This is a genomic window from Actinoplanes sp. NPDC019969, assembly GCF_055562375.1.
Genome location: NZ_JBVHFK010000002.1, coordinates 204,292 through 226,598, shown reverse-complemented (window position 1 = coordinate 226,598; position 22,307 = coordinate 204,292). Strand labels below are relative to the sequence as shown.

Here is a 22,307-nt window from a genome sequence, read left to right as displayed (position 1 = left end):
CCCCGAACCGATCACCGTCACTCTCCGGCCGATCATGGGAGCGCGATCACTCGTGGTGGTGACCGTGTCTTAGGAGAGTCTTAGGAGAGTTGCCCCCACCCCGCCGCGACGACCAGGATGCCTGGTCGTGAGTGCTCATCGACCGAAGTTCCCCGCCCGATGGCTCGCTGCCGGCGGCGCCGCCGTCCTGGCGGGCATCCTCGGCGTCGCCATGCTCCTGCAGAACAGCGGATCCGCGTGCGCCGCGCCACCGAGCACCACCGCCAAAACCGGCAAGGCCACCTTCTACGACCTGGCCGGCACCTCCGGCAACTGCTCGTTCGAGGTCCCCGCCGACGACCTGTACGTGGCCCTCGGCCCCGCCGAATACTCCGAAGGCGCCTCCTGCGGCGCCTACCTCGACGTCACCGGCCCCAAGGGCAAGGTCCGCGTCAAGGTCTTCGACTCCTGCCCCGAATGCCCCGCCGGCCACATCGACCTGAGCCGCACCGCGTTCAAGAAGATCGGCGCCGAGATCGACGGCATCATCCCGATCAAGTACAAGCTGGTCACCAACCCGGTCACCCCCGCCGGCATCAGCGTGCGGATCAAGGAAGGCGCCTCCCGGTACTGGTTCGCCGCCCGCATCGACAACCACGCCAACCTGCTCTCGAAGGTGTCGGTCGCCAGCGGCAGCGGCAGCTTCAAGACCGCCCACCGCACCGACTACAACTACTGGCTGATCGACTCCGGCGCCGGTTCCGGCCCCTTCAAAATCAAGATCACTGACGTGTACGGCAACACGACCACCGTCTCCGGCATCAAACTGACCCCCGGAACCGTCCAGAAGACCAGCACCCGCATCACCAGCGGCGGCTCCACCACCGCTACCGCCGAGAAGGCCACCACCCCGACGGCTGCCGCGAAGGCCACGACCAAGGCCCCCACCGCCAAGCCCAAGGCCTCGACCCCGTCCGCGGCCACGTCGGCAACCCCGCTCCTGGAGTCCGGTTCCACGGCCCCCAGCGCCGCGGCCCCGGCCACCCCCACCGAAACCACCGCCGACCAGCCCTTGGTCAACCTGGCCGCCGCCGACCAGCGCGCCGAATCCTCCTGCTGAGACGAAGAAACGGGTAGCCTGCTCGGTCATTGATCGAGCAGGCTACCCGTCCGCCTGTAGGGCCGGCGGGACTCGAACCCGCACTGTCACGGACCTAAACCGTGTGCCTGCTGCCAGTTGGGCTACGGCCCCTCAGAGGCATAAATGTACACATCCGGTCGAGGTTCCTGTCGAGGTGGGAGCCGTCTTCCTGACGGATTCCCGGTCGGGTGACATCGTCTTCGACGGCTCCGCCATCGACTTGGCAGGTGAAGTAGTGGTAGCCGGTCTCAGGACACGTCAAGTTGCCGGAATCGGTGGCGCGTGCTCGCGGAGTGCCGCTGCTCCTCGGTCAGGCGCCCTCGGTAGCCGACCGGCTCTTCCGAAGGATGTCCGCGACAGTGGTCGCTGAGATGGTGATTGGCCGTAAGGGCCTGACGCAGAGAGACGCGGCTATTTTCCGTGCGCCCCACGAGGGATGTGCTTGTGCGAAGGCTATGACTTCGGCTCGGTCGAGGGTGGAGATCCGGCCCTGTCGGGGTGCTGGCGTGAGGCTGCCCCATGCCGCCAAGCGGTGCGTCAGCGTGTTCACGTGACTGTGATGGCAACCGAGTGCACGAGCAGCGTCGGTGACGCTCAGCTGGTTTTGTCGCACCTGCCGAACGATGCCGATGCGCTCCTCCTCGGTGAGAGGATCGGTTTCGTCGGCCTGGGCGGGCGGAGGGTGCTGTTCGGCCCGGCTGCGGCCGGCGAAGGTCGCTGTCTGGCTGTGACAGTTGGGGCACAGGAAGCGCAAATTTTCAGGCCGGTTGTCGAGGAAGTCGCCGTTGATGTGGTCGACCTGCAGGACCAGTGGCCGGTTGTTGTAGGTGGTCCCGCAACCGCACCATGCGCAGTGTTCGGGCAGGCCGTTGTCAATGAGGGCCATCCGTAACCGTTTCCCTGGAACTCGACGAGAGCCTTCCGGGAGTTGCCGGAGTCTCTCATGCCGAGGCATGTTCCAGACGTTGCGATCACCGCGGTTGTGGGCGGATCCGGTGAAGTGCGATGTGTCGATTCCGAGCTGCTTCAGTCGTCGGCTGATGTGTGCGTGGGTGCCGCCTGCAGGGCGGAGGCCCAGCACGCGTAGCACCCCGGCGATGCTGGTGGAGTGTGCGGCTGCTGCGGTGAGCACTTCGGCGGTGTAGTTTGCCCTTGGCATGCGAACACCTTACACAAGTAACTAGTCTCGTGTCACTAGTCTTGTGTCATATAGGCGATCCTGCATGAAACGTGCACGGCGGCCGCCTTGCGGGTTGGTACCGCATGACGGCCGCCGTGAGTCCGGGTCGCGCGTTGCCGGAAAAGGGGGCTGCGATTGCTCTCCCCATCGGCCGTGGCGGCCCGGAGTTGTGGGTTTCCGCTGACCTTTCCAGTCAGCGGGACGCTCGGTTCAGTCGAGGCCGAGGTCGCGGCGCAGTTTGGCGACGTGGCCGGTGGCCTTGACGTTGTAGAGGGCGCGCTCGATCGTGCCGTTCTCGTCGATGACGAAGGTGGAGCGGATGACGCCGGTGACGGTCTTGCCGTACAGCTGCTTCTCGCCGAAGGCGCCGTAGGCGCTCAGCACGCTCTTGTCCTCGTCGCTGACCAGGGGGAACGTGATGGCGTCGTGCTCGCGGAACTTGGCGAGCTTGGTGGGCTTGTCGGGGGAGATGCCGACGACCTCGTACCCGGCGGCCTGGAGGGAGGCGAGGGAGTCGCGGAAGTCGCAGGCTTGTTTGGTGCAGCCGGGTGTCATGGCAGCGGGGTACGCGTACAGCACGACCTTGCGCCCGCGCAGGTCCTTGAGGGTGAGGCTGTCGCCGGTGTCGGTCGGCAGGGTGAAGTCGGGCGCGGTGTCGCCGGCGCTGAGGCGCGCGTTGTCTGTCATGGAACCGAGATTAGTGCGGTTCTTCAGGCGGCTCGGCGGCCGCTCCAGAGGGTTCGTGCGGTGGTGAGGTCGCGGGGCCATTCCTCGCCGCGGCGGGTGAGGACGCGTTCGGTGATCTCGTAGTCGCCGACGAGGCGGTGGAATTCGGCGAGCACGTCGGCTTCGCGGAACGGTTTGCAGGAGAAGACGTTGACGAAGATCTCCCGCAGGTGGGGATAGGTGTGGATGGCGGCGTGCGATTCGGCGAGGATGACGACGGCTGATTTTCCGGCTTTCTCGGGCGGGCCGGCCTCGGTGGCGACGAGCGGCCCGGCGATCACCGTCATGCCGATGCGGCTGACCAGCTCGTGCATGAACCGGGTGAGGGTGGCGTCGTCGTCGAGGAGCCGGGTGTCGCTGATTCGTGAGAGCCGGAGTGTGAGCTCGTCCCCGTAATGGTCGCTTCGTTGCGAGAGCATCGGTCCTCCTCGAGCAATTGCGGTGACCGTACGCTAGCAATTCCTCACGCTACGTGGAGTGCCAATTGTCGAGCGCCGTGGATTCCGTTTCCGGGCCTATTCCGGGGTGGTCATCGCGCGCCCGGAAAGCCGTTCCGGAACGGAAACGACGGCATTGTGCAAGGTGTTCTGCGCACGGAGTATCAGCCTCCGGCCGGCTCTGGGGCGGGGGCCGGGACGGCGGCGCGGAGGCGGAGGACGCCGGTGAGGGCGAGGCCGGCGCCCGCGCCGATCGCGACGGCGACCGCGACCCGGGGGAACCAGCCGGGGCCGGCGGACGGGACGACGGCGGCGAAGAAGACGTCGGCGCTGCCGAAACCGGCGAACGCGGCCAGCACGAAACCGGCGAGCGTCAGGTAGAACGGCGGCGGGCGGTAGGCGGCCGCGCAGGCGAGCAGGCCCGCGACGATCGGTACGCCGGCCCAGCCGCCGCCGTCCAGGGCGGTCGTCACGACGTACCCCAGGGTGGTGAGACCCGCGGCGACCGCGAGCGGGCCGGCGGACCGTGGCCACCGCGCGGCCAGGAGGGTGACGGCGGCGCCGAGCAGTGCGGCGCCGGTCCACCAGGCCCAGGCGAGCGGTGGCGGCTCGTAGTCGAGGGTGCCCTGGATGTCGAAGGTCCGCACCTGGTCGCGCAGCGGCACGGCCCATTCGCGGATCCGGTGCGGCTGATCGGGGGCGGCGGTGACCGCGGGCGGCGGGCCGGGTTCGGTCCAGAGGATGCGCTGGTCGTGCCAGCGGACGGTGGTGTCGCCGGAGACGCGGCGCCAGGACGGCGCCGAGGTGGGGTTCGCGGCGGGCGGGACGGGCGTCTCGCCGCCGAGGGTCTCGTTGACGTACGTGGCCGGCGAGTTCACGTTCTGGTAGGTGCCGTCCGGGCGTACTTCCAGGTACGGCTCGCCGGAGTAGCCGAGCACCTCGATGGTGCGGCCGGTGGTGTTGCTGAGTTCGAGGCGGGCGCCGCCCTCGACGACCCGGACGGTGAGGCCGTCCATCGGGCTGCTCAGCCCGGTGACGGTGACCCGGTAGTCGCTGACCGAGGCGGTGTCGCCGACGTGCGCGGACGCGGGAGTGGCCGGCACGAGAACCGTGCCGGCCACCGCGAGGGCCCAGAGGAGGAGCCGTCTCACCCGGCCGCCTTGCCGATGGTCTCGGTGAGCAGGGCGGTGTCCGGGACGGTGTCGTTCGGCCCGGTCAGCTTCGTGCCGTTGACCGTGATGGTCGGGGTGCCGTTGTAGCCTTTCGCGGCGAACTTCTCGGTCGCCTGCGCCGCCCATGCCTTGTAGGTTCCCTCGTTCACCGCGGTGGTGAAAGTGTCGCTGGTCAGGCCGACGCCGGCGGCGAGTTCGAGCATCGCCGCGTCGGTGAGGCCGTCGGTGTTCTCCTGGGGCCGGTTGGCGTAGAGCGCGTCGTGGAACTCGACGAACTTGCCGGCCTCGGCGGCGGCCGCGGACGCGGCGGCGGCGCGGGTCGAGTACGCGGTGCCGTTGGAGAACCGGTCCAGGATCGCCACCGGGTGGAACCGCAGGGTGATCTTGCCGTCGGTGGCGAGCTGCTTCAAGGTGGGCGCGGTGTTCTCCTCGAAGCTGCCGCAGGCCGGGCACATGAAGTCCTCGTACACGTCGACGGTGACCGGGCCGCTGCCGACGGCGAACGCGGTGCCGTCGTCGACGGCCGAGGCGGGCGTGGTGGCGGCGGCGGTGGTGTCGTCCTGGCCGCTGAGCTGGGTGTAGCCGATCAGGCCGGCGACGAAGAGGACGAGGACCACAGCGACGGAGGTCCAGAGCGTCACGGTACGGCGGCGCTCCCGCGCCTTCTGTTCGGCGACGATCTGCCGCGCCTTCGCGGCCCGGTCCTTGCTGCCCTTGCTCATCGATCCCCCATCAGAACGCCGTCGAGAGAGAACCGGGTGCGTGGCCGCCACACCAGGAACCCGGAGAGTGCCAGGAACGCCAGGTCACGCAGGATGTCGACGCCGTATGCCGTGCCGACGCCCTCGGCCAGCTCGCCGCCGGAGCTGAAGCAGCCGCAGTCGATGCGCAGCCCGCGCGCCCACGCCGAGGCGATCCCGGCGATGAAGACGGCCATCAGCAGCGCCGAGATCGCGGCGGTCAGCCGGGTGGACAGGCCGATCAGCAGCAGCAGCCCGAGCGCGATCTCCAGGAACGGCTGGACCGCGCCGACCACCTTGGCGGTGTCGTAGGACATCAGCTGGTAGGCGTTGACGGCGCGGGCCGAGGCGGCCAGGTCGCCGACCTTGAGCGAGCCGGCGACCAGCCAGACGGCGGCGAGGGCGACCCGGGCAGCGGTGCCGGCCCACGGCCAGGCCACTGCCATCCGGCTCTGCCGTGCGGTTTCCATGGTCACCTCGGGTAGTCGGAATCCGGTGCGTTCCGGTTCCCGGCAATCTTGGCCCGGATAACTGAGAAAAAGATGGGCCTTTGGTCCTAGCTCGCCCGGGCCTGGGCCACCGCGGTGATCAGCTCGTCGCGGGCCCGGGCCACCCGGGAGCGGATGGTGCCGACCGGAACGGATTCGACCTCGGCGGCTTCGGCGTACGACAACCCGAGCACCTGGGTCAGCAGGAACGCGGTGCGGCGCTCGTCACTGAGCCGGTTGAGCAGGTCGGCGCTGGTGAGCCGGTGCGCCGGGTCGGGGGCGGGCATCTCGGTGGCGGCCTGCGCGGCGAGCCGGGCGTCGAGCCGGCGGCGGCGGACCACCGTGCGCAGGTGGTCGGCGCAGGTGCGCCGGGCGATGCCGAGCAGCCAGGTGCGGACGCTGGACCGGCCGGCGAAGGTGTCCAGCGCCCGGAACGCCCGCAGGAACGTCTCCTGGGTCAGGTCGTCGGCGGCGCCGGAGTCGACGAGCGCCGCGGTGAACCGCCACACCTCGGCCTGGGTGGCGCGTACGAACGCCGCCTGCGCCGCCGGGTCGCCGTCGCGGGCGGCCAGGGCCAGCGCGGTGGTCTCGTCCGTCTCTGCGTCACCAGCGGTCACGAGGCGTCATGGTACGCGCTCAGGCAACGTCAATGGGGATCTGGAACCATGCAGGGATGCCAGTCATGACCGCTGACCGACGCCGGGTACTCGCCGTGCTGGCCGGACTACTGATCGGATTGTTCGGGCCGTTGCTGATCCCGGCTCCGGCGAGCGCGCACGCGGCCCTGACCGCCAGCGATCCGAACAACGGCTCCACCATCCCGGACGCGCCGAACAAGGTCACCCTCACGTTCAGTGAGTCGGTGCAGCTCATCCAGGGCAAGATCCGGGTGCTGGCCCCGGACGGCTCGCGCGCCGACCAGGGTGACCCGTCGGTCAGCGGCTCGGTCGTGACGGTTCCGCTGCGCAACGGCGGCGGCCGCGGGACGTACCTGGTCACCTACCGGGTCACCTCCGCCGACAGCCATCCGGTCGCGGGCACCGTCACCTACTCGGTGGGCGCCGCCTCGACCCCGCCTTCGGCTGATTCGGACGCCGAGGTGGCGGTGGATCCGGTGGTCCGCGCGCTCATTCCCGCGGGTAAATTCCTGGGGTACGTGGGACTCGTGCTCCTGGTCGGCCCGGTGCTGGTCCTCGCGCTGCTGTGGCCGCACCGGCTGGAGCGGCGCGGACCCGGCCGGGTGGTCTGGACCGGCATCGGGCTGGTGGCCGGCAGCACCCTGCTCGGACTGTGGCTGCAGGCCCCGTACACCCTCGGCACCGGTCTCTTCGACGTCACCGTCAATGACATCCGGGACGTCCTGGGCAGCACCTTCGGCGCGGTCATGCTGGTGCGCCTGGGCGTGGTGACGGCCGCCGCCTTCCTGCTGCGCCCGCTGCTGGTCGGCACCGGTGGCGGCGAGTCCCGGCTGGACCTGGCGCTGCTCGGCGTCCTCGGGGTGGCCGCGCTGGCCACCTGGCCGCTGACCGGGCATCCGACCGCGTCGCCGGTGGCCGGGGTGTCGGTGGTGATCGATGCCCTGCACCTGGCCGCGATGGCGGTCTGGCTGGGTGGCCTGGTGATGCTCTTCGGGTTCCTGCTGCCCCGGGCGAACGCCCGCGAGCTCGGCGCGATCCTGCCGATCTGGTCACGCTGGGCGATGACCGCGGTCGGCGCGCTGATCTTCGCCGGAGTGGTGCAGGCGTTGATCGAGGTGTCGACGCTGGACGGTCTGATCAACAGCACCTACGGCAGGATGATCCTGGCCAAGGTCGGCATCGCCGCCGTGGTGATCGGCATCGCCGCCTGGTCCCGCAAGCTGGTCGCGTCCCGGGCCGCCGAGGAGAGCCCGTCGCGGCTGCGCCGGGTGGTGGTGGCCGAGCTGGCGCTCACCGCGGTGGTGCTCGGGGTGACGTCGTTCCTGGTGCAGGAGCCGCCGCCGCGGACCGCGCGGGCCGCCGAGACCGGCCCGGTCAGCACGAACGTGACCCAGACCCTGACCTCGGAGAAGATGTCCCTGCAGGTGGACATCTTCCCGGCGAAGGTCGGCAACAATTCGATCCACCTGTACGCCTACACGCCCGACAGCAAGCCGCAGACGGTCGTGGAGTGGAAGGCGACGGCGGCGCTGCCGGCCAAGGGCATCGAGCCGATCGAGATCCCGCTGCTGAGGATCTCCGACTATCACGCGATCGGGGACATCGGGCTGCCGATGGCGGGGGAGTGGACGTTCAAGTTCACCGCCCGTACCAGCGAAATCGACCAGAGCACCCTGACCATGACCGCCAAGATCTCCTGACGCATCGCTCGCCTCGCAGAGGCCCGGCCCGGAAGGGGCCGGGCCTCTTTCATATCTATCGGGCATACGCATGCCTGTTTGACCACTTTGGGGTTATTTGCCTCTGTATGGTCTGCGCAGTACGGCCCGGGAAGGGGGAGAGACAGATGCGGGTGTTCCGCACGATCCTCGGCATGCTGTTACTGACCACCGGACTGCCCGCGCTGCTGGCCGGCGGCGGCCTGTGGGCAGTCATGCAGCACCGCGACCCGGGAGGCGCCTACAGCGGCGAACTCCAACGGCTCACCGTGCCCGGGTACGCCCTCGTCGTCCCCGACATCGACCGGCTGCTGCGCGACCACGCCCCCTTCACCCGCATCGGCGAGAGTGAGCTCGGGCTGTCCGCGGTCACCGTCGACGGCCAGGCGTTCCTCGGCCTCGCACCGGCCGACGAGGTGGCCCGCTACCTCGACGGCGTCCCGTACAGCCGGGTCGACGGCCTCGACATCGGCACCGGCGCCCTGCCCGTCGACGCGTTCCCGATCCCCGGCCGGCACGGCCCCACCGCCACACCCGGCATGCGGAGTTTCTGGACCGCCAGCGGCACCGGGCAGCTCGCGTTCAGCCCCGACGACCTGGACGACCGCCCGTACAGCCTGGTCGTGATGAACCCCGCCGCCCGCCCGGTGGTCCGCCTCGCCGCCATCGCCGAGGTCCGCCCCGGCTGGCTCGGCTCCGGCGTCTGGGGTTTCCTCACCCTCGGCACCCTGCTGGTGATGGGCGGCGTCATCGCCCTGGTCTGGCCGGGCCGCCGCCGCGAGGTCGTCTACGTCGTGGAACCCAGCCAGGTCCCCGAACTCATGCACGCCATCGGCGCCCCGCTGCCCCTGCCGGGCGGCGTCGCCTACTTCGCCGGCCCGCGCGGCGGCGCCCACCGGCCCCGGACCCTCGCCGACACCCGCCCGGCCCGGCCCCCGGCCCTGCCGCAGTTCGCCTGGCCGCCGCAGTCGCCGGCCGCGCTGCCCGCCTCCCCGGCGGAACCGGCCGCCGGCTCCCTCACCGCCGCCACCCTCACCGGAATCCCGACGAGCCCGGCCCCCTCCGGTTCCCCCCTCCCCGGCACCGCTCTCCTCAGCCCGGCCGGTCCGGCGGGTTCCGCTCCCACCAGCCCGGCGGGTTCCGTTCTGTCCGGTGCGGCGGGTACCGCTTCGTCCGGTGCGGGTTCCGCTGTGTCCGGCTCGGCAGGTTCCGCTTTGTCCGGCCCGGCTGGGTTCACACCGGCCGGCTCAGCCACCGCACTGGTCACCGGTCCGGCCCCCGGCGCGGGCGTCGCCTCCCAGGGCGGCATGCCCGCCGACGCGGGATCTCCGGCCGGTTTCGCCTCGCCGGGCGGCACGCATGCGGGCATCCCCTCCCACAGCGGAGGCCCTGCAGGGGGACCTGCTGTCGCGGGCGCGCCTGCCGGGGCCTTCACCCCGGCCCCCGGCCAGCCGCTGAACCTGATCGGCGACATGCCCGCGACAGCCGGCCTCCACCCCGGCCCGGTACCCGCCCGCCGCGGCGACCACCGCCGCCCCACCCCAGGGGACCTGGGAGAGTTCCGTGCCACCGCGGTCGGCGCCTGGGTAGCCGCCACCGCCCCGGAACGCGCCCGCCAAACCGAGGCCCGAGCCGCCGCCCGCCTGGCCGAGGCCGCCCGCCGCAACGCCGGCAAGTTCACCCCCAGCCAGGCCGGCAGCCGCAACATGCCCCCGCTGGGCATCCCGATCGCCGCCCCACGCCGCAGCGACCGTCCCACCCCCGCAACCCCGGACAGCGAGGCAGCCGCCCCGCAGAGGCCGGACGCCACCGCCGCCACCACGTCGGCCCCGGCAGCCACGAAGAATCCGTCACCACCGGCTACCGACCCCGGTACGGCTGAGCAGTCGCACCCGGCTACCAGCCCTGGGGCCGCGGTCGTCGAGCCCGGCACGAAAAAGCGTCCGGACCCGGCCACGGGGAAGCAGCCGCACCCGGCTACCGACCCCGGCACCGCTGTCGTCGAGCCGGCCATGGAAGAGCAACCGGAACCGGCCGCCGAACCTGAAGCGGCGACTGTTGGGCAGGGCAAGAAAGAACGGCCTCGGCCGACTGCCGAGCCTGAGCCGGGCGCGGAGGCGTTGCGGCCCCAGCCGGCCGCCACTCCGGGTGACGTACGGGCGGACGCCCCGACTGAAATCGCATCCCGGGTGGCCCTGCACACGGGTCCCGCCGTCACCGACTGGACGGCCACCTCGACGACTCGCCTTGGCCCTCCGCCGGCCTCCCGCCCGTCGCCGCGTCCCGCCCCGGCCGCCGAGCGGGTACCAGTAGAGGCCGCTGTCGAAGTCGCTTCCGCCGCTCCGCCGGTGTGGCCGCCGGTCGGTGAGCCGGCCGAGCAAGCCGTCTCCACCCGCGACAAAACCGCCCCGGCCAACCGTCAAACCGATAAGTCGGAAATGTCGTCGATGCCGACAGTGGCAGAGGAACCGGAGGCGGCAGCGAAACCCCGACTGCCGGAGCACCTGAAGCAAACAGAGAAGCGCGCGACGGCGGAGAGGCCGGAGGAGCCGGACGATCGCCGGCCCATCGTGCCGATCCCCGCCGTGGCGGTCACGCCGGAAACCGCCACTTCTGATGCGCCCGCGACGTCCCGCGCGGAGGAGGCCGGCAAACCCCGTACCTCCATCCACGCGGTGGAGGCCGCGATCCCGGTGCTCGAGCAGTCCACCCAGGATCTGCCCGACGAGCGGCTGACCGAGGACCCGGCCGGCGGGCAGCCGGGCGACGAGCAGCCCGGCGTGACCGACTCGGCAGTGGCCGGTGGCGGGAAACCGCGGCCTGGTCCGTTCCAGCCCGGCCAGGGACGGTCCACCCGGGAAAGCCGCGCCTCGGTGCATACCGTCGAGGCCGACGGCCCCGCCGCTCTCGGCGCCGGGCCGGCACCGGTCCCCACGCAGGGCCTGCCTTCAGGGAAGACCGCGGAGAACACTCCCCGTGGACGGACCGCCGCGACCCCGGGCACGGAGCGCGGCAAAGCCGGGACTGACACCCCGCGCGCGGAGCCGGTGAAGGCCGGAGCTGGCGGTCCGAGCACGGAATCGGAGCAGGCCGGAGCCGAGACCCCGCGCACGGGACAGGGGAAGGCCGAGGCTGAGAACCCGGGCAGGACCGGAACCGAGCGGCCGCCTGCGAACAGGGCGAGGAAGGCCCCGGCCCCCAAGGACGGTGAGGAACGCCTGATGGCCCGGGCCGCCGGCCGTACCACCGGCAAAGGCGCGACACCCCGCCCGGCCCCGGCGACGCGGCGGGCTCCGGCGGCCTGGATCAAGGCGGCCGAGTCGATGGCGGCCCGTGCCGGAGCGGGTCGAACGGGCGCGGAAACCGTACCCCCGAAAGACAGTGACCCGATGCCCGCCGCAAGCGAAGCGGGGGAGGAGCAGGAGGCCGGCGGCAGCCGGACGCTCAGCTACCGGGAGGAGGCCGCCGAGCTGCTCGCCCGGAACGGTGGTGGGACGCGGCGGCGCCGGACCGTCGCGGGGCAGGCCAAGGGCAAGGGGCCCGGCCAGAAGGACGCGAAGCAGCCGAAAACCGACTGACGACGTATCGAGAGGAAGCGGGCCGCCCGGGACGGGGCGGCCCGCTTCGCTTTGCGGTCAGGAAGTGGCCGCAATGGTGAATACCGTCGAGTCATGACGGTGCTTTCGACGCGCGTGCTGAACCGGACCTATCTGCGGCGGCAGCTTCTCGCCGGGCGGGCTCCCCGCACGGCCGGGGAGATCGTCGAGCACCTCGTGGCGTTGCAGGGGCAGGAGTCCGACTCGCCCTACCTGCAGTTGTGGGCCCGGTCCGCGGACTTCCGCCGGGATGATCTGACCGCGCTGCTGCGGGACCGGAGCGTGGTGCGCAGCGGACTGCTCCGGGGCACCCAGCATCTCTGCACCGGCGTGGACTACCGCTGGTTGCGGCCGACCCTGCAACCGGCCCTCGAGAAGATGGCGGGCCGCGCCGACCGCCTGAACGGCTGCGATCCGGTCGCGTTCACCGAGGCCGGCCGCGAGATCATCAGCGCGGCGACCCGCGAGACCGGCAGAGTGCTGACCCGGCCGGAGATCGCGCGGCAGTTGGCGGCCCGGTTCCCGGCGGCGGACGCCGCGAGCCTCGCGCTCGTCGTACACCTCAGGTTCGCTCTCCTGCACCCGCCGCCCGCCGGCACGTGGGGGCATCGCGGCAGGGTCGGCTGTGTTCTCGCCGAGGACTGGCTCGGCGCTCCGATGGCCGCCGCCGACCCGGAGGCGCTGGTGCTGCGCTATCTGGCGGCGTTCGGCCCGGCGTCGGTCAAGGACGTGCAGACCTGGTCGGGTCTGACCAGGCTGGCGGGGCTGCTGGCCGATCTTCGCCCACGGTTGCGGGTGTTCCGGGACGACAAGGGCGTCGAGTTGTACGACGTACCGGACGCCCCGATCGAGGATCCCGACGCCCCGGCCCCGGTGGTGTTCCTGCCGGAGTTCGACAACGCGGTGCTGGGCCACGCCGACCGGGACCGGATCATCCACCCGGGTGACCGGTCGCTGGTGACGCCGGGCTGGTCGATGGTGCGGCCGACCGTGCTGGTGGACGGTTTCGTGGCGGCGACCTGGTCGCGAGCGGGGGGGGACGCTGAGCATCGCCCCGTTCCGGCCGCTGGCGCCGGCGGACCGGGCGGCGGTCGAGGAGGAGGGCGCCCGGTTGATGGCGTTCGCCGGCCCGGACGGCCGCCACGAGATCCGCTGGGCATGAAAGAGCCCTCCGTGCTGCCGACACGGAGGGCCCTTTACCGGGGGGAACGGAGTAACCGAAGGGGGGCTTCGTCCGTTAAGTACACTTTACCGCGCAACCGGCGAAGTGGGAAGTCCGGGCTACAAACCGGACAAACAGGCCGTACAAGAGGAGCGGCCCCGAACGGCGGCTCGCCGCCCGGCGTAGGCTGTCGGCGTGGCGGATCTTCTGGTGTGGATCGACTGTGAGATGACCGGGCTGGACCTGGGCAAGGACAAGCTCATCGAGGTTGCGGCCCTGGTCACCGATCCGGAGCTGAACGTGTTGGGTGAGGGCGTCGATCTGGTCATCCACGCCGACGACGCGGCGCTGGACGCGATGCCGCCGGTGGTGCGCGACATGCACGCCAAGTCCGGCCTGACCGAGGAGGTCCGCCGGTCGGCGATCACCATGGCCGAGGCCGAGGAGCAGGTCCTGGCGTACATCAAGGAGTTCGTGCCGAACCCGCGCACCGCCCCGCTGTGCGGCAACTCGATCGCCACCGACCGCGGCTTCCTGGCCCGGGACATGCCGGCGCTCGACGCCCACCTGCACTACCGCATGATCGACGTCTCCTCGATCAAGGAGCTGTGCCGCCGGTGGTACCCCCGGGTGTATTTCGGGCAGCCCGCCAAGGGCCTGTCGCACCGGGCGCTCGCCGACATCCGCGAGAGTATCCGTGAGCTGGAGTATTACCGCCGCACCATCTTCGTGCCGCAGCCCGGCCCCGACGTCGAGGCCGCCAAGGCCGTCGCCGCCGAACTCTAGGTAACCCGCTCGACGGCGCCCGAGGGCATGTGGCTATGATTGTTCCGCACGGTGGGGATGCGAATTCCTGGCCGGCATGGTGGTCGTAGCTCAGCTGGTAGAGCACCGGGTTGTGGTCCCGGGGGTCGCGGGTTCGAGTCCCGTCGATCACCCCACTGAAAGGCCCCGTCTGCGGACGGGGCCTTTTTCGTCGTTCCGGTGGGCTCGCTCCCATCACGCGGGAAACCGAAAACTTTTCCGTGGGAGCGCGCAACCTTTCCGGCTCGCCGTGCCACTGGGGTGTGGATCAACAGTCGTTCCCCCAGGAGACACCCTCATGCTCGCCAAGCGCATCGTCGTACCGCTCTCGGTACTGACCCTCGGCAGCGCCGCCGCCGTCGCCGGTGTTCTGAACGCCGACGCCGCGGCGGCCGCCGCCTGTGCGGTCACCTACACCGTGCCGAGTCAGTGGAACACCGGCTTCACCGGCGACGTGAAGATCAAGAACACCGGTGGTACGGATATCGACGGCTGGAAGCTCGGATTCACCTTCCCGTCCGGGCAGAAGCTGGCCGGCGGCTGGAACGGCTCCTGGGCCCAGAACGGCGCCGCGGTCACCGTGACCGACGCGGGCTGGAACCGGGCGATCGTGCCGGGCGGCCAGGTGGCGGTCGGTTTCAACGGGGCCTGGAGCGGCAGTAACGCGGTCCCCACCGGGTTCACCCTCAACGGCGTGACATGCGGCGGCACCGCAGCGACCGCGACCGCGACTCCGACGAAGGCGACCCCCACGCCGACGAAGGCCACCGCGGCCCCCACGCCGACGAAGGCGACCGCGACGCCCACGCCGACGAAGGCCACCGCGGCCCCCACGCCGACGAAGGCGACCGCGACGCCCACCAAGACGGCGGTCAGCAAGGGTGCGGAGAACTGCACCGACTACGCGGCCCTCGTACGCGGCAAGTACTGGGTGAACAACAACGTCTGGGGCAAGGCCGACGGCACCGGCTCGCAGTGCGTCTGGGAGAACGGCGCGAGCGGCGACAATCTGAGCTGGGGCACCCGGTGGACCTGGGCCGGGGACAACACCAAGGTCAAGTCGTACGCCTCCGCGGTCCTCGGCTGGCACTGGGGCTGGAAGGTGCCGAGCGCCACCACGGGCCTGCCGGTCCGGCTCAGCGCCGGCAAGCCGGTCACCACGACCTGGAACTTCACCGCCACCCCGGCCGGCGGGAACGTGATGAACGTCGCCTACGACCTGTGGCTGCACGACATGGCCGCCCCGGACTGGCAGAACAACCCGACCGACGAGGTCATGGTGTGGCTGTACAGGTCCGGCGGGGCCGGCCCGGTCGGCACCAGGCAGGCGACGGTGACGATCGGCGGCGCCACGTACGACCTGTACAAGGGCAACATCGGCTGGGAGGTGTACTCGTTCGTGCGTACCTCCAACACCTCGGCCGCCACCCTGAACCTGACCGATTTCACCGACGATCTGGTGGCACGCGGATGGCTCGCCAAGACCAAGTATCTGTCCAGCGTGCAGGCCGGCACCGAGATCTTCACCGGCTCGGGCCGCCTGGACACCACCGCGTACTCCGTGAAGATCGGCTGATCTCGGCCGCCCCGGGTTCCGACCCCACGGCCCGGGGCGGCCGGCACTCCCCGTATCCCCTGACGGTCAGGAACAGTGAGTTGTCCGACCTTGGCGCCGAATACGCCTTCCGTCGTTTCTTCGACGACCATCACACCGACCTGTCCCGGCTCGCCTATCTGGTGACCGGTGACTCGCAGGCCGCCGACGACCTGGCGGCCGACGCGTTCGTGGAGGTGTGGCGGCACTGGGAGCGAGTCCAGGCCGCGGACAGCCCGATCGCGTACGCTCGCGGCATCGTGACCAACCTGGCCCGCCAGTGGATCAAGAAGCAGACCCGGGAGCGGGCCGGCCTGCTGCGGCTGGGTCTGCTGCGCCGGGACCGGAGCGAGAGCGACACCCCCGCGGTCCTCGACGTCCGCGCGGCGCTGCAACGGCTGCCGCAGCGGCGCCGGGAGTGCGTGATCCTGCGGTACGCGTTCGACGTCCCGGAGAAGGAGGTCGCCGCGATCCTCGGCATCTCGGTCGGTGCGGTCAAGAGTCACACGTCCCGGGGCGCCGCCCAGTTGAGCGCGCACCTGCGCGGGATGCCGCTGATGATGGGAGGCCACCATGGCTGAGCGTCCTGAGCCCGATCTGGGCCCGGTGCTGCGCCGGGAGGCCGGCCGGCACGTGCCGGACCGCACCGCGATGCTGAACCGGATCGCCCAGCGCCGTGCCGAACCGGCCCGCAGCCGGTGGGCCCTGTCATTGCGGCCGGTCGCCGCCGCGGCCTCGGTGGTCGCCACCCTGATCGTCGGTGTCACCGGGATCCGGCTGCTCGGCGACGGCCCGGAGCCGGACCGCACCCCGGCCGCCACCGACGGATCACCGGCGCCGGAGGTCACCGGGTCGCCGGCGTCGTCCGTCCCGGCGAGCAGCCGCGCGCCCCGGCCGAAGACCGGCACCGGCACCCGGGACACCGGCGACCGGGCCACCCCGGCGAGCGCCGCGCCCGGGCCGAGCTGGACACCGTCCGCCGGTTACCTGAAGTCCGCCGCCGTCGTCGACTCGCATTCGATCAGCACCTGGTCGCAGGGCAACGTCACACTCACCACCACCCGGACGATCACCGCGCTGGACCTGGTGATCAACGTGGCGAGGACGGCGGGTGTCGAGGACGCCGGGAAGTGGACCACGATCCCGGCGGAGATGGTCAGCACCGCGGTCACCGAGGAGAAGGACCGCCTGGTCTACCGCTTCACCCTGAAGCAGGGCTCGCTGGCGCCGGGCGACTACGTGTTCGCCGTGCAGTACTGGCACGCCGCCGGGGACCGGGACGCGGGCGGCGACACGTACGGCGCGGTCGCCACCGCCGACGGTGAGCAGGTCGTGGTCACCGGCGCCTTCCGGTGACACGAGAGCGGGCCCGGTCGTGATCGACCGGGCCCGCTCTCGTCGTGCCGGGGGCGCTATTTCAGGTAGCTGCCCTTCTTGTACTCCTCGTAGCTCATGTTCCAGTCGGTCCAGCCGTTGCCGTTCTTCAGCTTCTCCTCGGTGCCGGAGACCGTGATCACGTCGCCCATCAGGGTCTTGCCGAACAACCACTCACCGAGGGCCTCGGAGACGTTGACGCAGCCGTGCGAGACGTTACGGCGGCCCTGCTGGCCCTCCGACCACGGCGCGGCGTGGATGAACTGGCCGCTGTACGTGATCCGCTGCGCCCAGTCGATCGGGGTCTTGTACCCGTTCACCGGGTCCTCGTCGGTGGTGTCGAAGACGGTGTGCGCCGCCTTCTCCATCACGACCATGGTGCCGCTGGACGACGGGGTGCTCTTCTTGCCGAGGCTGACCGGGATGGTCTTGATGACCTTGCCGCTCTCCTTGACCGTCATCTTCTTGGTCTTGTTGTCGACGGTCATGATCAGCTCACGGCCGATCTTCAGGTCGACGGTCAGGTCGGAGCGGCCGTACCACCCGTCGCCGAGCTTCACGCCCTTGAGCGCCACCTTGTAGAAGACCTTGGAGTTTGCCTTCCAGTAGGTCTGCGGGCGGAAGTGCACCTCGGTGGGGCTGATCCAGCGCCACGTGCCCTCCTGGGCCGGCGTGGCGGTGACCGTCATCCGGCGCTCGACCTCGGCCCGGTACTGCTCCGGGATGGCGCGGCCGAACTTCATGATCAGCGGCATACCCACGCCGACGGTGTTGCCGTCGGCCAGGAAGCTGCTCACCCGGACCAGGTTGGCCGGCTGCTTCATCGTCGTGAACGTGCTGGTCGCGGTGTTCTGCTTGCCATCGGCGGCCGGGGTGCTGACGGTCACCGAGTATTTCGTGCCCCAGGCCAGCGACTGGCTCGGCGCCCAGAGCTTGCCGTCCTTGTCGACGGTGCCCTTGATCTCCTTGCCCTTGGCGTCGGTGACCTTGACCTCGGTGTTCTGCGGGTCCTCGCTGGTGAACTTCACCTCGGACCACAGCTCGACGCTCTTCGCGTCGGCGGCGGGCGAGGTCACCGCGACGGTGCTCACGGCGGGCGCGGCCGGGCTCGTCGAGGTCGACTCCTCAGGACCGGTGCCGGCGCCGGCGCCACCACCCTGCCAGGACGGCTTGTCGTCACCGCCGCCGCTGCACGCCGCGGTCAGGAGCAGGGTGCTCGCGAGCACCGCTGTCACGGCCAGGCGCAGACGGCTCCGGCCGCCACGGCGCATTGCATCCATTTCCATGGTCCCCTCACGGCGTCGTTCTCCCCGGCGCCCAATAGTGCTCCAGAACCAGCGTCGCACCAATCCCGGTTTCGTGCCGTGACCGGTGCGACGCCATCGATGTACCCCGTTGGGGAGACGAAACCGCGCGAAGTACGCCTTACAGGGCGCTGCCCGCCTTGAACTTCTCCCAGCTCACGTTCCACGGGGTCCAGCCGTCGCCGTAGTCCAGCTGGTCCTCGGTGCCCTTCACCACGACCGGGTCGCCGATCAGGGTCTTCTGGAACAGCCAGGCGGCGTTCGACGGGGAGACGTTGACACAGCCGTGTGACACATTCGTGCGTCCCTGTGAACCGGTGGACCACGGGGCCGAGTGGATGTACTGCCCGCTCCAGGTCAGTCGCTGCGCGTACTGGATGTTGGTGCGGTAGCCGTCGGCGCCGTCGGTGTCGGTGGTGTCGAAGACGGTCGCCTCCTTCTTCTCCATCACCACCATGTGGCCGTGGACCGAGGGGGTGCTCTTCTTGCCCAGGCTCACCGGCATGGTCTTGACGACCTTGCCGTTCTCGAGCGCTGTCATCTTCTTGGTCGCGTTGTCGACGCTCATCTCGAACTTGCGGCCGATCTTGACCTTGGCCGAGCGGTCCTTGTCGCCGTACCGCCCGCCGCCGGTCGGCAGGCCGCCGACGGCGACCCGCACGGTCAGCTCGGTGCCGGTCTGCCAGTACTCCGGGGCCCGGTAGTAGGCCTGCGTGCCGTTCGGGGTCCACGACCAGATGCCCGGCTGGGCCGGCGACGTGGTGACGAACATCCGCTTCTGTACGGCGGCGCGGTCGGCCTTCTTGATCCCGGGGTTGAACTCGACGACCACCGGCATGGCGACGCCGTAGGTCCGGCCGTCGAACAGGTACAGCCCGGTGCCGGTGGTCCGGCCGGGCGCGCCCATCGTGGTGAACGAGGTGCTGGCGGTGGTGCTCCGGCCGTCGCCGCCGGTGGCGACGACCTTGGCCGTGTACGTCTGTTTGGTCTGCAGGGGCTTGGCCGGCACCCAGGCCGACCTGTCCTCGCGCAGGAAGCCCGCGACCGGCTTGCCCTTCGCGTCGGTGAGGGTGACCGTGGTCACCTCGCCGTTGCCGACCTTGAGGCCGATCTCGGCGCTGACCGGCACGTTCTTCGTGTTGGCGGCCGGGGTGATGCTCAGCGTCACCGGGCCGGCGGCGGTGGTGCTCTCGGTGACCGGCGTGCCGGCGGAGGCGGCCGCCGAGGGCGTCCCGGCGGCGGGCTCGGAGAGGGCGGGTTTGTCGTCGGCGCCGCAGGCGGCGAGGCCGGCGGTCAGGGCGATTGCCATGATCGCCGCCAGGGTGCGGCGGAGGTGAACCATCGTCGGGCCCCGTTCTGGAGTTCTCAGCGCAGACATACTGACGTATGCGCGCAACCCACGGCTCCCCCTTGTGGGGGTAAAGGGCCGATTTCAAGGATCTTCACAGCCCGTGCTAACGTTTTCCTCGTTGCACGGCGAGCGCTGCTAGCTCAACTGGCAGAGCAGCGGACTCTTAATCCGCGGGTTGTAGGTTCGAGTCCTACGCGGCGCACTCATCCTGCTACAAGGGGCGGTCACGAGATCTTCGTGGCCGCCTTTTCGCATCTCAGGGACCCGGGCCCCCGATTGGCCGGGGCCCACCGGCGGGTGTTAAAGTTCTACCCGTCGAAAGGCGCTGCTAGCTCAACTGGCAGAGCAGCGGACTCTTAATCCGCGGGTTGTAGGTTCGAGTCCTACGCGGCGCACGGCATGACTGAGGCCCCACCTGATCCAGGTGGGGCCTCAGCGCTTTTCCACCATCCGGGCGTCCGATTCAGGCCCTTGAGGGTCGTATCGTCGCGGGCATGACCCGCGTCCTGCTGATCTCGGGAAGCACCCTGGGGAGCTCCCTGCACACCGCCGCCCTCCGTACCGCCGCCCGGACCGCCCCGCCGGAGATCGCCGCCACCCTCTACGAGGATCTCCGGGAGCTGCCCGCCTTCGTGCCCGGCGAACTGCCGCTCGGTCCGGTCGCCGAGCTCCGGTCGATGGTCGACGCGGCCGACGCCGTGCTGTTCAGCACCCCGGAGTACGCGGGCGGCCTCCCCGGCAGCCTGAAGAACCTGCTCGACTGGCTGGTCGACGGCGGTGACCTGAGCGGGAAACCGGTCGCCTGGCTGTCGGTGGTCCGGCCCGGCCTGGACGACGGCGCCCGGGACGCGCTGGAGGCGGTGCTCGGTCACGCCGGCGCCCGGCTGCTGGGCCCGGCCTGCGTGCGCCTGCCGCTGGAGATGGCCGCGATCGACGCCGCCGGGCTGGTCGCCGACGATCGTCTGCACCTGGCGCTGGGGGACATGCTCGGGGCGCTGGCCCGGGTCCTGGCCGCGGCCCGGCCCCGGGCGCAGCCGTCCTGGCAGGCCCACTCCAGCGTCTACCCGGTGATCCAGCGCCAGGACGCGCCCGGTGGCACCCCGGTGGTGTGGCCGTTCACCTGAGCGCGCGGCCCGCCGTCCAGCAGGCGTCCGGGCCGACACAGGTGGCCAGGCCGCGCAGGGCGGTCCGCAGCTCGGCCAGGCGCTCCGGGCGGAGCGTGCCGGCCACGTTCCGCAGCATGTACGGGTCGGCCAACCGGTCGAAGTACTCCGCCTTGCCGTCGACGTACTCGATGTAGGTGAAGGTCTCGGTGCGCAGCGCGTCGTACGACGGCGGCACGTTGATGCTGTCCTTCTCGTAGTCCGGGTCCTTCGGGTCCGAGGCCGGATCGTGGTGCTCGACCAGCGCCGCCGTCCGCCACTCGGCCGGCGGCGCGCCGGACAGCAGCGGGGCGAAGCTGCGCCCGTCGGACTCCCGGGGAGCGGGCGCGCCGGCCCAGTCGGAGAACGTCGGCCGGAAGTCGATGTTCTCCACGATCTGCGGCAGTTCCCGGCCGGCCGCGACGCCGGGTCCGGCCACGATCAGCGGCACGTTGACGTCGGTGTCGAAGGCGGTCTGCTTGCCGGCGGGCAGCGAGTACTCGCCCATGTGATACCCGTTGTCCGAGGTGAAGACGATCATGGTCTGGTCGGCGATCCCGGCCTTGGTGAGGGTGTCACGCACCGTGCCGATCATCTTGTCGACCGACTGCACCGACTGCGCGCGCAGGCGGTAGTAGTTGTCGATCGCGGCGATCTGGGCCGGGGTCAGCTTCGGCTTGGCGGACAGCCAGGCCGAGTTCTCCGGGACCCGGTCCCAGGCCGGTGTACGCGGCGCCTTGAGCCCGGCGAACAGGTGCGCGTCCCGGGGCGCCGGGGTGAACGGCAGGTGCGGGGCGTACGTCGACAGTTCGATCATGAAGGGCTTGCCGCTCGCCGCGCTCGCCGTGATGAAGCCGGTCGCCTTGGCCGTCATCACGTCGGTGAGGTAGTCCTTCGGCTGCTTGCCGTACTTGACCACCCGGCCGTTGTCGTTGATCAGGTAGTCGAAGTTCTTGTACGCGTCCCCGCTCACCCACCACTGGTCCCAGCCCGGCGGCACGTACGGCTTACCGGTGTTCATGGTCAACCGTGGCTGGTACTCGTTGAGGTACTTCCCGAGGAAGGCGGTGCGGTACCCGGCGGCCTGCAGATCGGTGCCGATCGTGGTCTTCTCCTGGCCCCGGCTGTGGAACAGCAGGAACCCGCCGTCCGACCCGTGGTTCTTGATGATCCCGGTGTTGTGCGGGAACTGGCCCTTCAGGATCGACGCGCGGGACGGGCAGCACAGCGAATCGGTGACCGTGTAGTTGGTGAAACTCGTGCCCTCGTGCTGCAGCCGCCGGACGTTCGGCATGTACTGCACCAGATTCATCGAGAAGTCGTCGGTGAGGACGAAGACGATGTTCGGCTTCACCACGCTGGACTCGACGGGCACCGAGGCGGAGGCCGCGGCCGACGGGACGGCCGGCGCGGACGTGCCCGGCAGCGGGTGCGCTTCGGCGGCCGAGCCCCGGGGTCCGGAGCCCGCGCTGCAGCCGGCGGCGGCCAGCAGCGAGGCGATGACGGCGGCGGTGTGCCGGAGAGTGCGGAACGACATGCGGCGCGATTGCTCCATCCCGGGAGAGGGTCCCCAGGAGGGTAGTCGGATATTTCGGCCGCCAGCTTCGAAGGATGCTTACCTCTCCTTCAGATGATCTTTAAGAAAGTCTGAACGGCCACCCGGCAGTGGCTGGTTCGTCGGATAGTGGACACCTCCCTGGAGGTGATCAGAACCTGTGACGAGCCCCGAACCACCCCGCTCGTACGTCGTGATCGTCGTGG

The 22,307-nt window shown here is 70.6% G+C and carries 19 protein-coding genes and 4 tRNA genes; 12 read left to right on the top strand and 11 right to left on the bottom strand.

All coding sequences use genetic code 11. From position 1 onward, the window contains the following. Positions 1 to 127: 127 nt before the first annotated feature. Complete coding sequence (locus ACZ3II_RS07575) at positions 128 to 1,099, top strand: expansin EXLX1 family cellulose-binding protein (protein WP_465516805.1); 972 nt, start codon at positions 128 to 130, stop codon at positions 1,097 to 1,099. Positions 1,100 to 1,156: 57 nt separating this feature from the next. Here ACZ3II_RS07575 and ACZ3II_RS07570 read toward each other — a convergent pair. The 8 genes from ACZ3II_RS07570 to ACZ3II_RS07535 all read right to left on the bottom strand — a co-directional run bounded on the left by ACZ3II_RS07570 (position 1,157) and on the right by ACZ3II_RS07535 (position 6,480). After that, a tRNA-Leu gene (locus ACZ3II_RS07570) sits at positions 1,157 to 1,231 on the bottom strand. 199 nt (positions 1,232 to 1,430) lie between these two features. Then, complete coding sequence (locus ACZ3II_RS07565; RefSeq protein ID WP_465516804.1) at positions 1,431 to 2,279, bottom strand: HNH endonuclease signature motif containing protein; 849 nt, start codon at positions 2,277 to 2,279, stop codon at positions 1,431 to 1,433. Positions 2,280 to 2,510: 231 nt separating this feature from the next. After that, positions 2,511 to 2,987, bottom strand: a complete 477-nt coding sequence (bcp, locus tag ACZ3II_RS07560; RefSeq protein WP_465516803.1) for a thioredoxin-dependent thiol peroxidase — start codon at positions 2,985 to 2,987, stop codon at positions 2,511 to 2,513. Positions 2,988 to 3,010: 23 nt separating this feature from the next. Then, a complete protein-coding gene (locus ACZ3II_RS07555; RefSeq protein WP_465516802.1) occupies positions 3,011 to 3,445 on the bottom strand; it encodes an S-adenosylmethionine decarboxylase family protein in 435 nt (144 codons plus the stop codon). 182 nt (positions 3,446 to 3,627) lie between these two features. Further along, the gene (locus tag ACZ3II_RS07550; RefSeq protein ID WP_465516801.1) at positions 3,628 to 4,614 is read right to left on the bottom strand and encodes a hypothetical protein; all 987 of its coding nucleotides are present in this window, start codon (positions 4,612 to 4,614) and stop codon (positions 3,628 to 3,630) included. Continuing rightward, positions 4,611 to 5,357: a DsbA family protein gene (locus tag ACZ3II_RS07545; protein ID WP_465516800.1), complete on the bottom strand. Its 747-nt coding sequence runs from the start codon at positions 5,355 to 5,357 to the stop codon at positions 4,611 to 4,613. The genes ACZ3II_RS07550 and ACZ3II_RS07545 overlap by 4 nt, the downstream gene beginning before the upstream one ends. Next, positions 5,354 to 5,845: a MauE/DoxX family redox-associated membrane protein gene (locus ACZ3II_RS07540; protein ID WP_465516799.1), complete on the bottom strand. Its 492-nt coding sequence runs from the start codon at positions 5,843 to 5,845 to the stop codon at positions 5,354 to 5,356. Before ACZ3II_RS07540 ends, ACZ3II_RS07545 begins: the two co-directional genes overlap by 4 nt. A gap of 86 nt (positions 5,846 to 5,931) precedes the next feature. Then, complete coding sequence (locus tag ACZ3II_RS07535) at positions 5,932 to 6,480, bottom strand: sigma-70 family RNA polymerase sigma factor (protein ID WP_465516798.1); 549 nt, start codon at positions 6,478 to 6,480, stop codon at positions 5,932 to 5,934. 65 nt (positions 6,481 to 6,545) lie between these two features. Here ACZ3II_RS07535 and ACZ3II_RS07530 point away from each other — a divergent pair, with 65 nt between their 5' ends. The 8 genes from ACZ3II_RS07530 to ACZ3II_RS07495 all read left to right on the top strand — a co-directional run bounded on the left by ACZ3II_RS07530 (position 6,546) and on the right by ACZ3II_RS07495 (position 16,731). Beyond that, on the top strand, positions 6,546 to 8,201 hold the full coding sequence (locus ACZ3II_RS07530) for a copper resistance CopC/CopD family protein (protein WP_465516797.1): 1,656 nt from the start codon (positions 6,546 to 6,548) through the stop codon (positions 8,199 to 8,201). Positions 8,202 to 8,347: 146 nt separating this feature from the next. Further along, positions 8,348 to 11,797, top strand: coding sequence for a hypothetical protein (locus ACZ3II_RS07525; protein WP_465516796.1), 3,450 nt, complete (start codon positions 8,348 to 8,350; stop codon positions 11,795 to 11,797). A gap of 93 nt (positions 11,798 to 11,890) precedes the next feature. Continuing rightward, positions 11,891 to 13,204, top strand: coding sequence for a winged helix DNA-binding domain-containing protein (locus ACZ3II_RS07520; protein ID WP_465516795.1), 1,314 nt, complete (start codon positions 11,891 to 11,893; stop codon positions 13,202 to 13,204). 1 nt (position 13,205) lies between these two features. Beyond that, positions 13,206 to 13,763, top strand: a complete 558-nt coding sequence (orn, locus tag ACZ3II_RS07515; RefSeq protein WP_465517246.1) for an oligoribonuclease — start codon at positions 13,206 to 13,208, stop codon at positions 13,761 to 13,763. A gap of 79 nt (positions 13,764 to 13,842) precedes the next feature. Further along, positions 13,843 to 13,918 (top strand) — tRNA-His (locus tag ACZ3II_RS07510). A 161-nt stretch (positions 13,919 to 14,079) separates the two neighbouring features. After that, the gene (locus tag ACZ3II_RS07505) at positions 14,080 to 15,357 is read left to right on the top strand and encodes a glycoside hydrolase family 12 protein (protein ID WP_465516794.1); all 1,278 of its coding nucleotides are present in this window, start codon (positions 14,080 to 14,082) and stop codon (positions 15,355 to 15,357) included. An 80-nt stretch (positions 15,358 to 15,437) separates the two neighbouring features. Then, positions 15,438 to 15,956: a SigE family RNA polymerase sigma factor gene (locus tag ACZ3II_RS07500; protein ID WP_465516793.1), complete on the top strand. Its 519-nt coding sequence runs from the start codon at positions 15,438 to 15,440 to the stop codon at positions 15,954 to 15,956. Then, the gene (locus ACZ3II_RS07495) at positions 15,949 to 16,731 is read left to right on the top strand and encodes a hypothetical protein (RefSeq protein ID WP_465516792.1); all 783 of its coding nucleotides are present in this window, start codon (positions 15,949 to 15,951) and stop codon (positions 16,729 to 16,731) included. The genes ACZ3II_RS07500 and ACZ3II_RS07495 overlap by 8 nt, the downstream gene beginning before the upstream one ends. Positions 16,732 to 16,787: 56 nt before the next feature. Here the strand turns inward: ACZ3II_RS07495 and ACZ3II_RS07490 are convergent, their stop codons facing one another. Beyond that, complete coding sequence (locus ACZ3II_RS07490; protein WP_465516791.1) at positions 16,788 to 18,035, bottom strand: L,D-transpeptidase; 1,248 nt, start codon at positions 18,033 to 18,035, stop codon at positions 16,788 to 16,790. 139 nt (positions 18,036 to 18,174) lie between these two features. After that, positions 18,175 to 19,395, bottom strand: a complete 1,221-nt coding sequence (locus ACZ3II_RS07485) for a L,D-transpeptidase (protein ID WP_465516790.1) — start codon at positions 19,393 to 19,395, stop codon at positions 18,175 to 18,177. Between the two features lie 138 nt (positions 19,396 to 19,533). Here ACZ3II_RS07485 and ACZ3II_RS07480 point away from each other — a divergent pair. From ACZ3II_RS07480 to ACZ3II_RS07470, 3 genes are all read left to right on the top strand, one after another. Next, positions 19,534 to 19,606, top strand: a tRNA-Lys gene (locus ACZ3II_RS07480). Between the two features lie 120 nt (positions 19,607 to 19,726). Beyond that, positions 19,727 to 19,799, top strand: a tRNA-Lys gene (locus ACZ3II_RS07475). Between the two features lie 99 nt (positions 19,800 to 19,898). Then, on the top strand, positions 19,899 to 20,528 hold the full coding sequence (locus tag ACZ3II_RS07470; RefSeq protein ID WP_465516789.1) for an NADPH-dependent FMN reductase: 630 nt from the start codon (positions 19,899 to 19,901) through the stop codon (positions 20,526 to 20,528). Here ACZ3II_RS07470 and ACZ3II_RS07465 read toward each other — a convergent pair. Further along, positions 20,521 to 22,101 carry a sulfatase family protein gene (locus ACZ3II_RS07465; protein ID WP_465516788.1) on the bottom strand — a complete coding sequence of 527 codons (1,581 nt, stop codon included), beginning with the start codon at positions 22,099 to 22,101 and terminating at the stop codon, positions 20,521 to 20,523. The two genes, ACZ3II_RS07470 and ACZ3II_RS07465, sit on opposite strands and share 8 nt — an antisense overlap. Positions 22,102 to 22,307 lie beyond the last annotated feature (206 nt).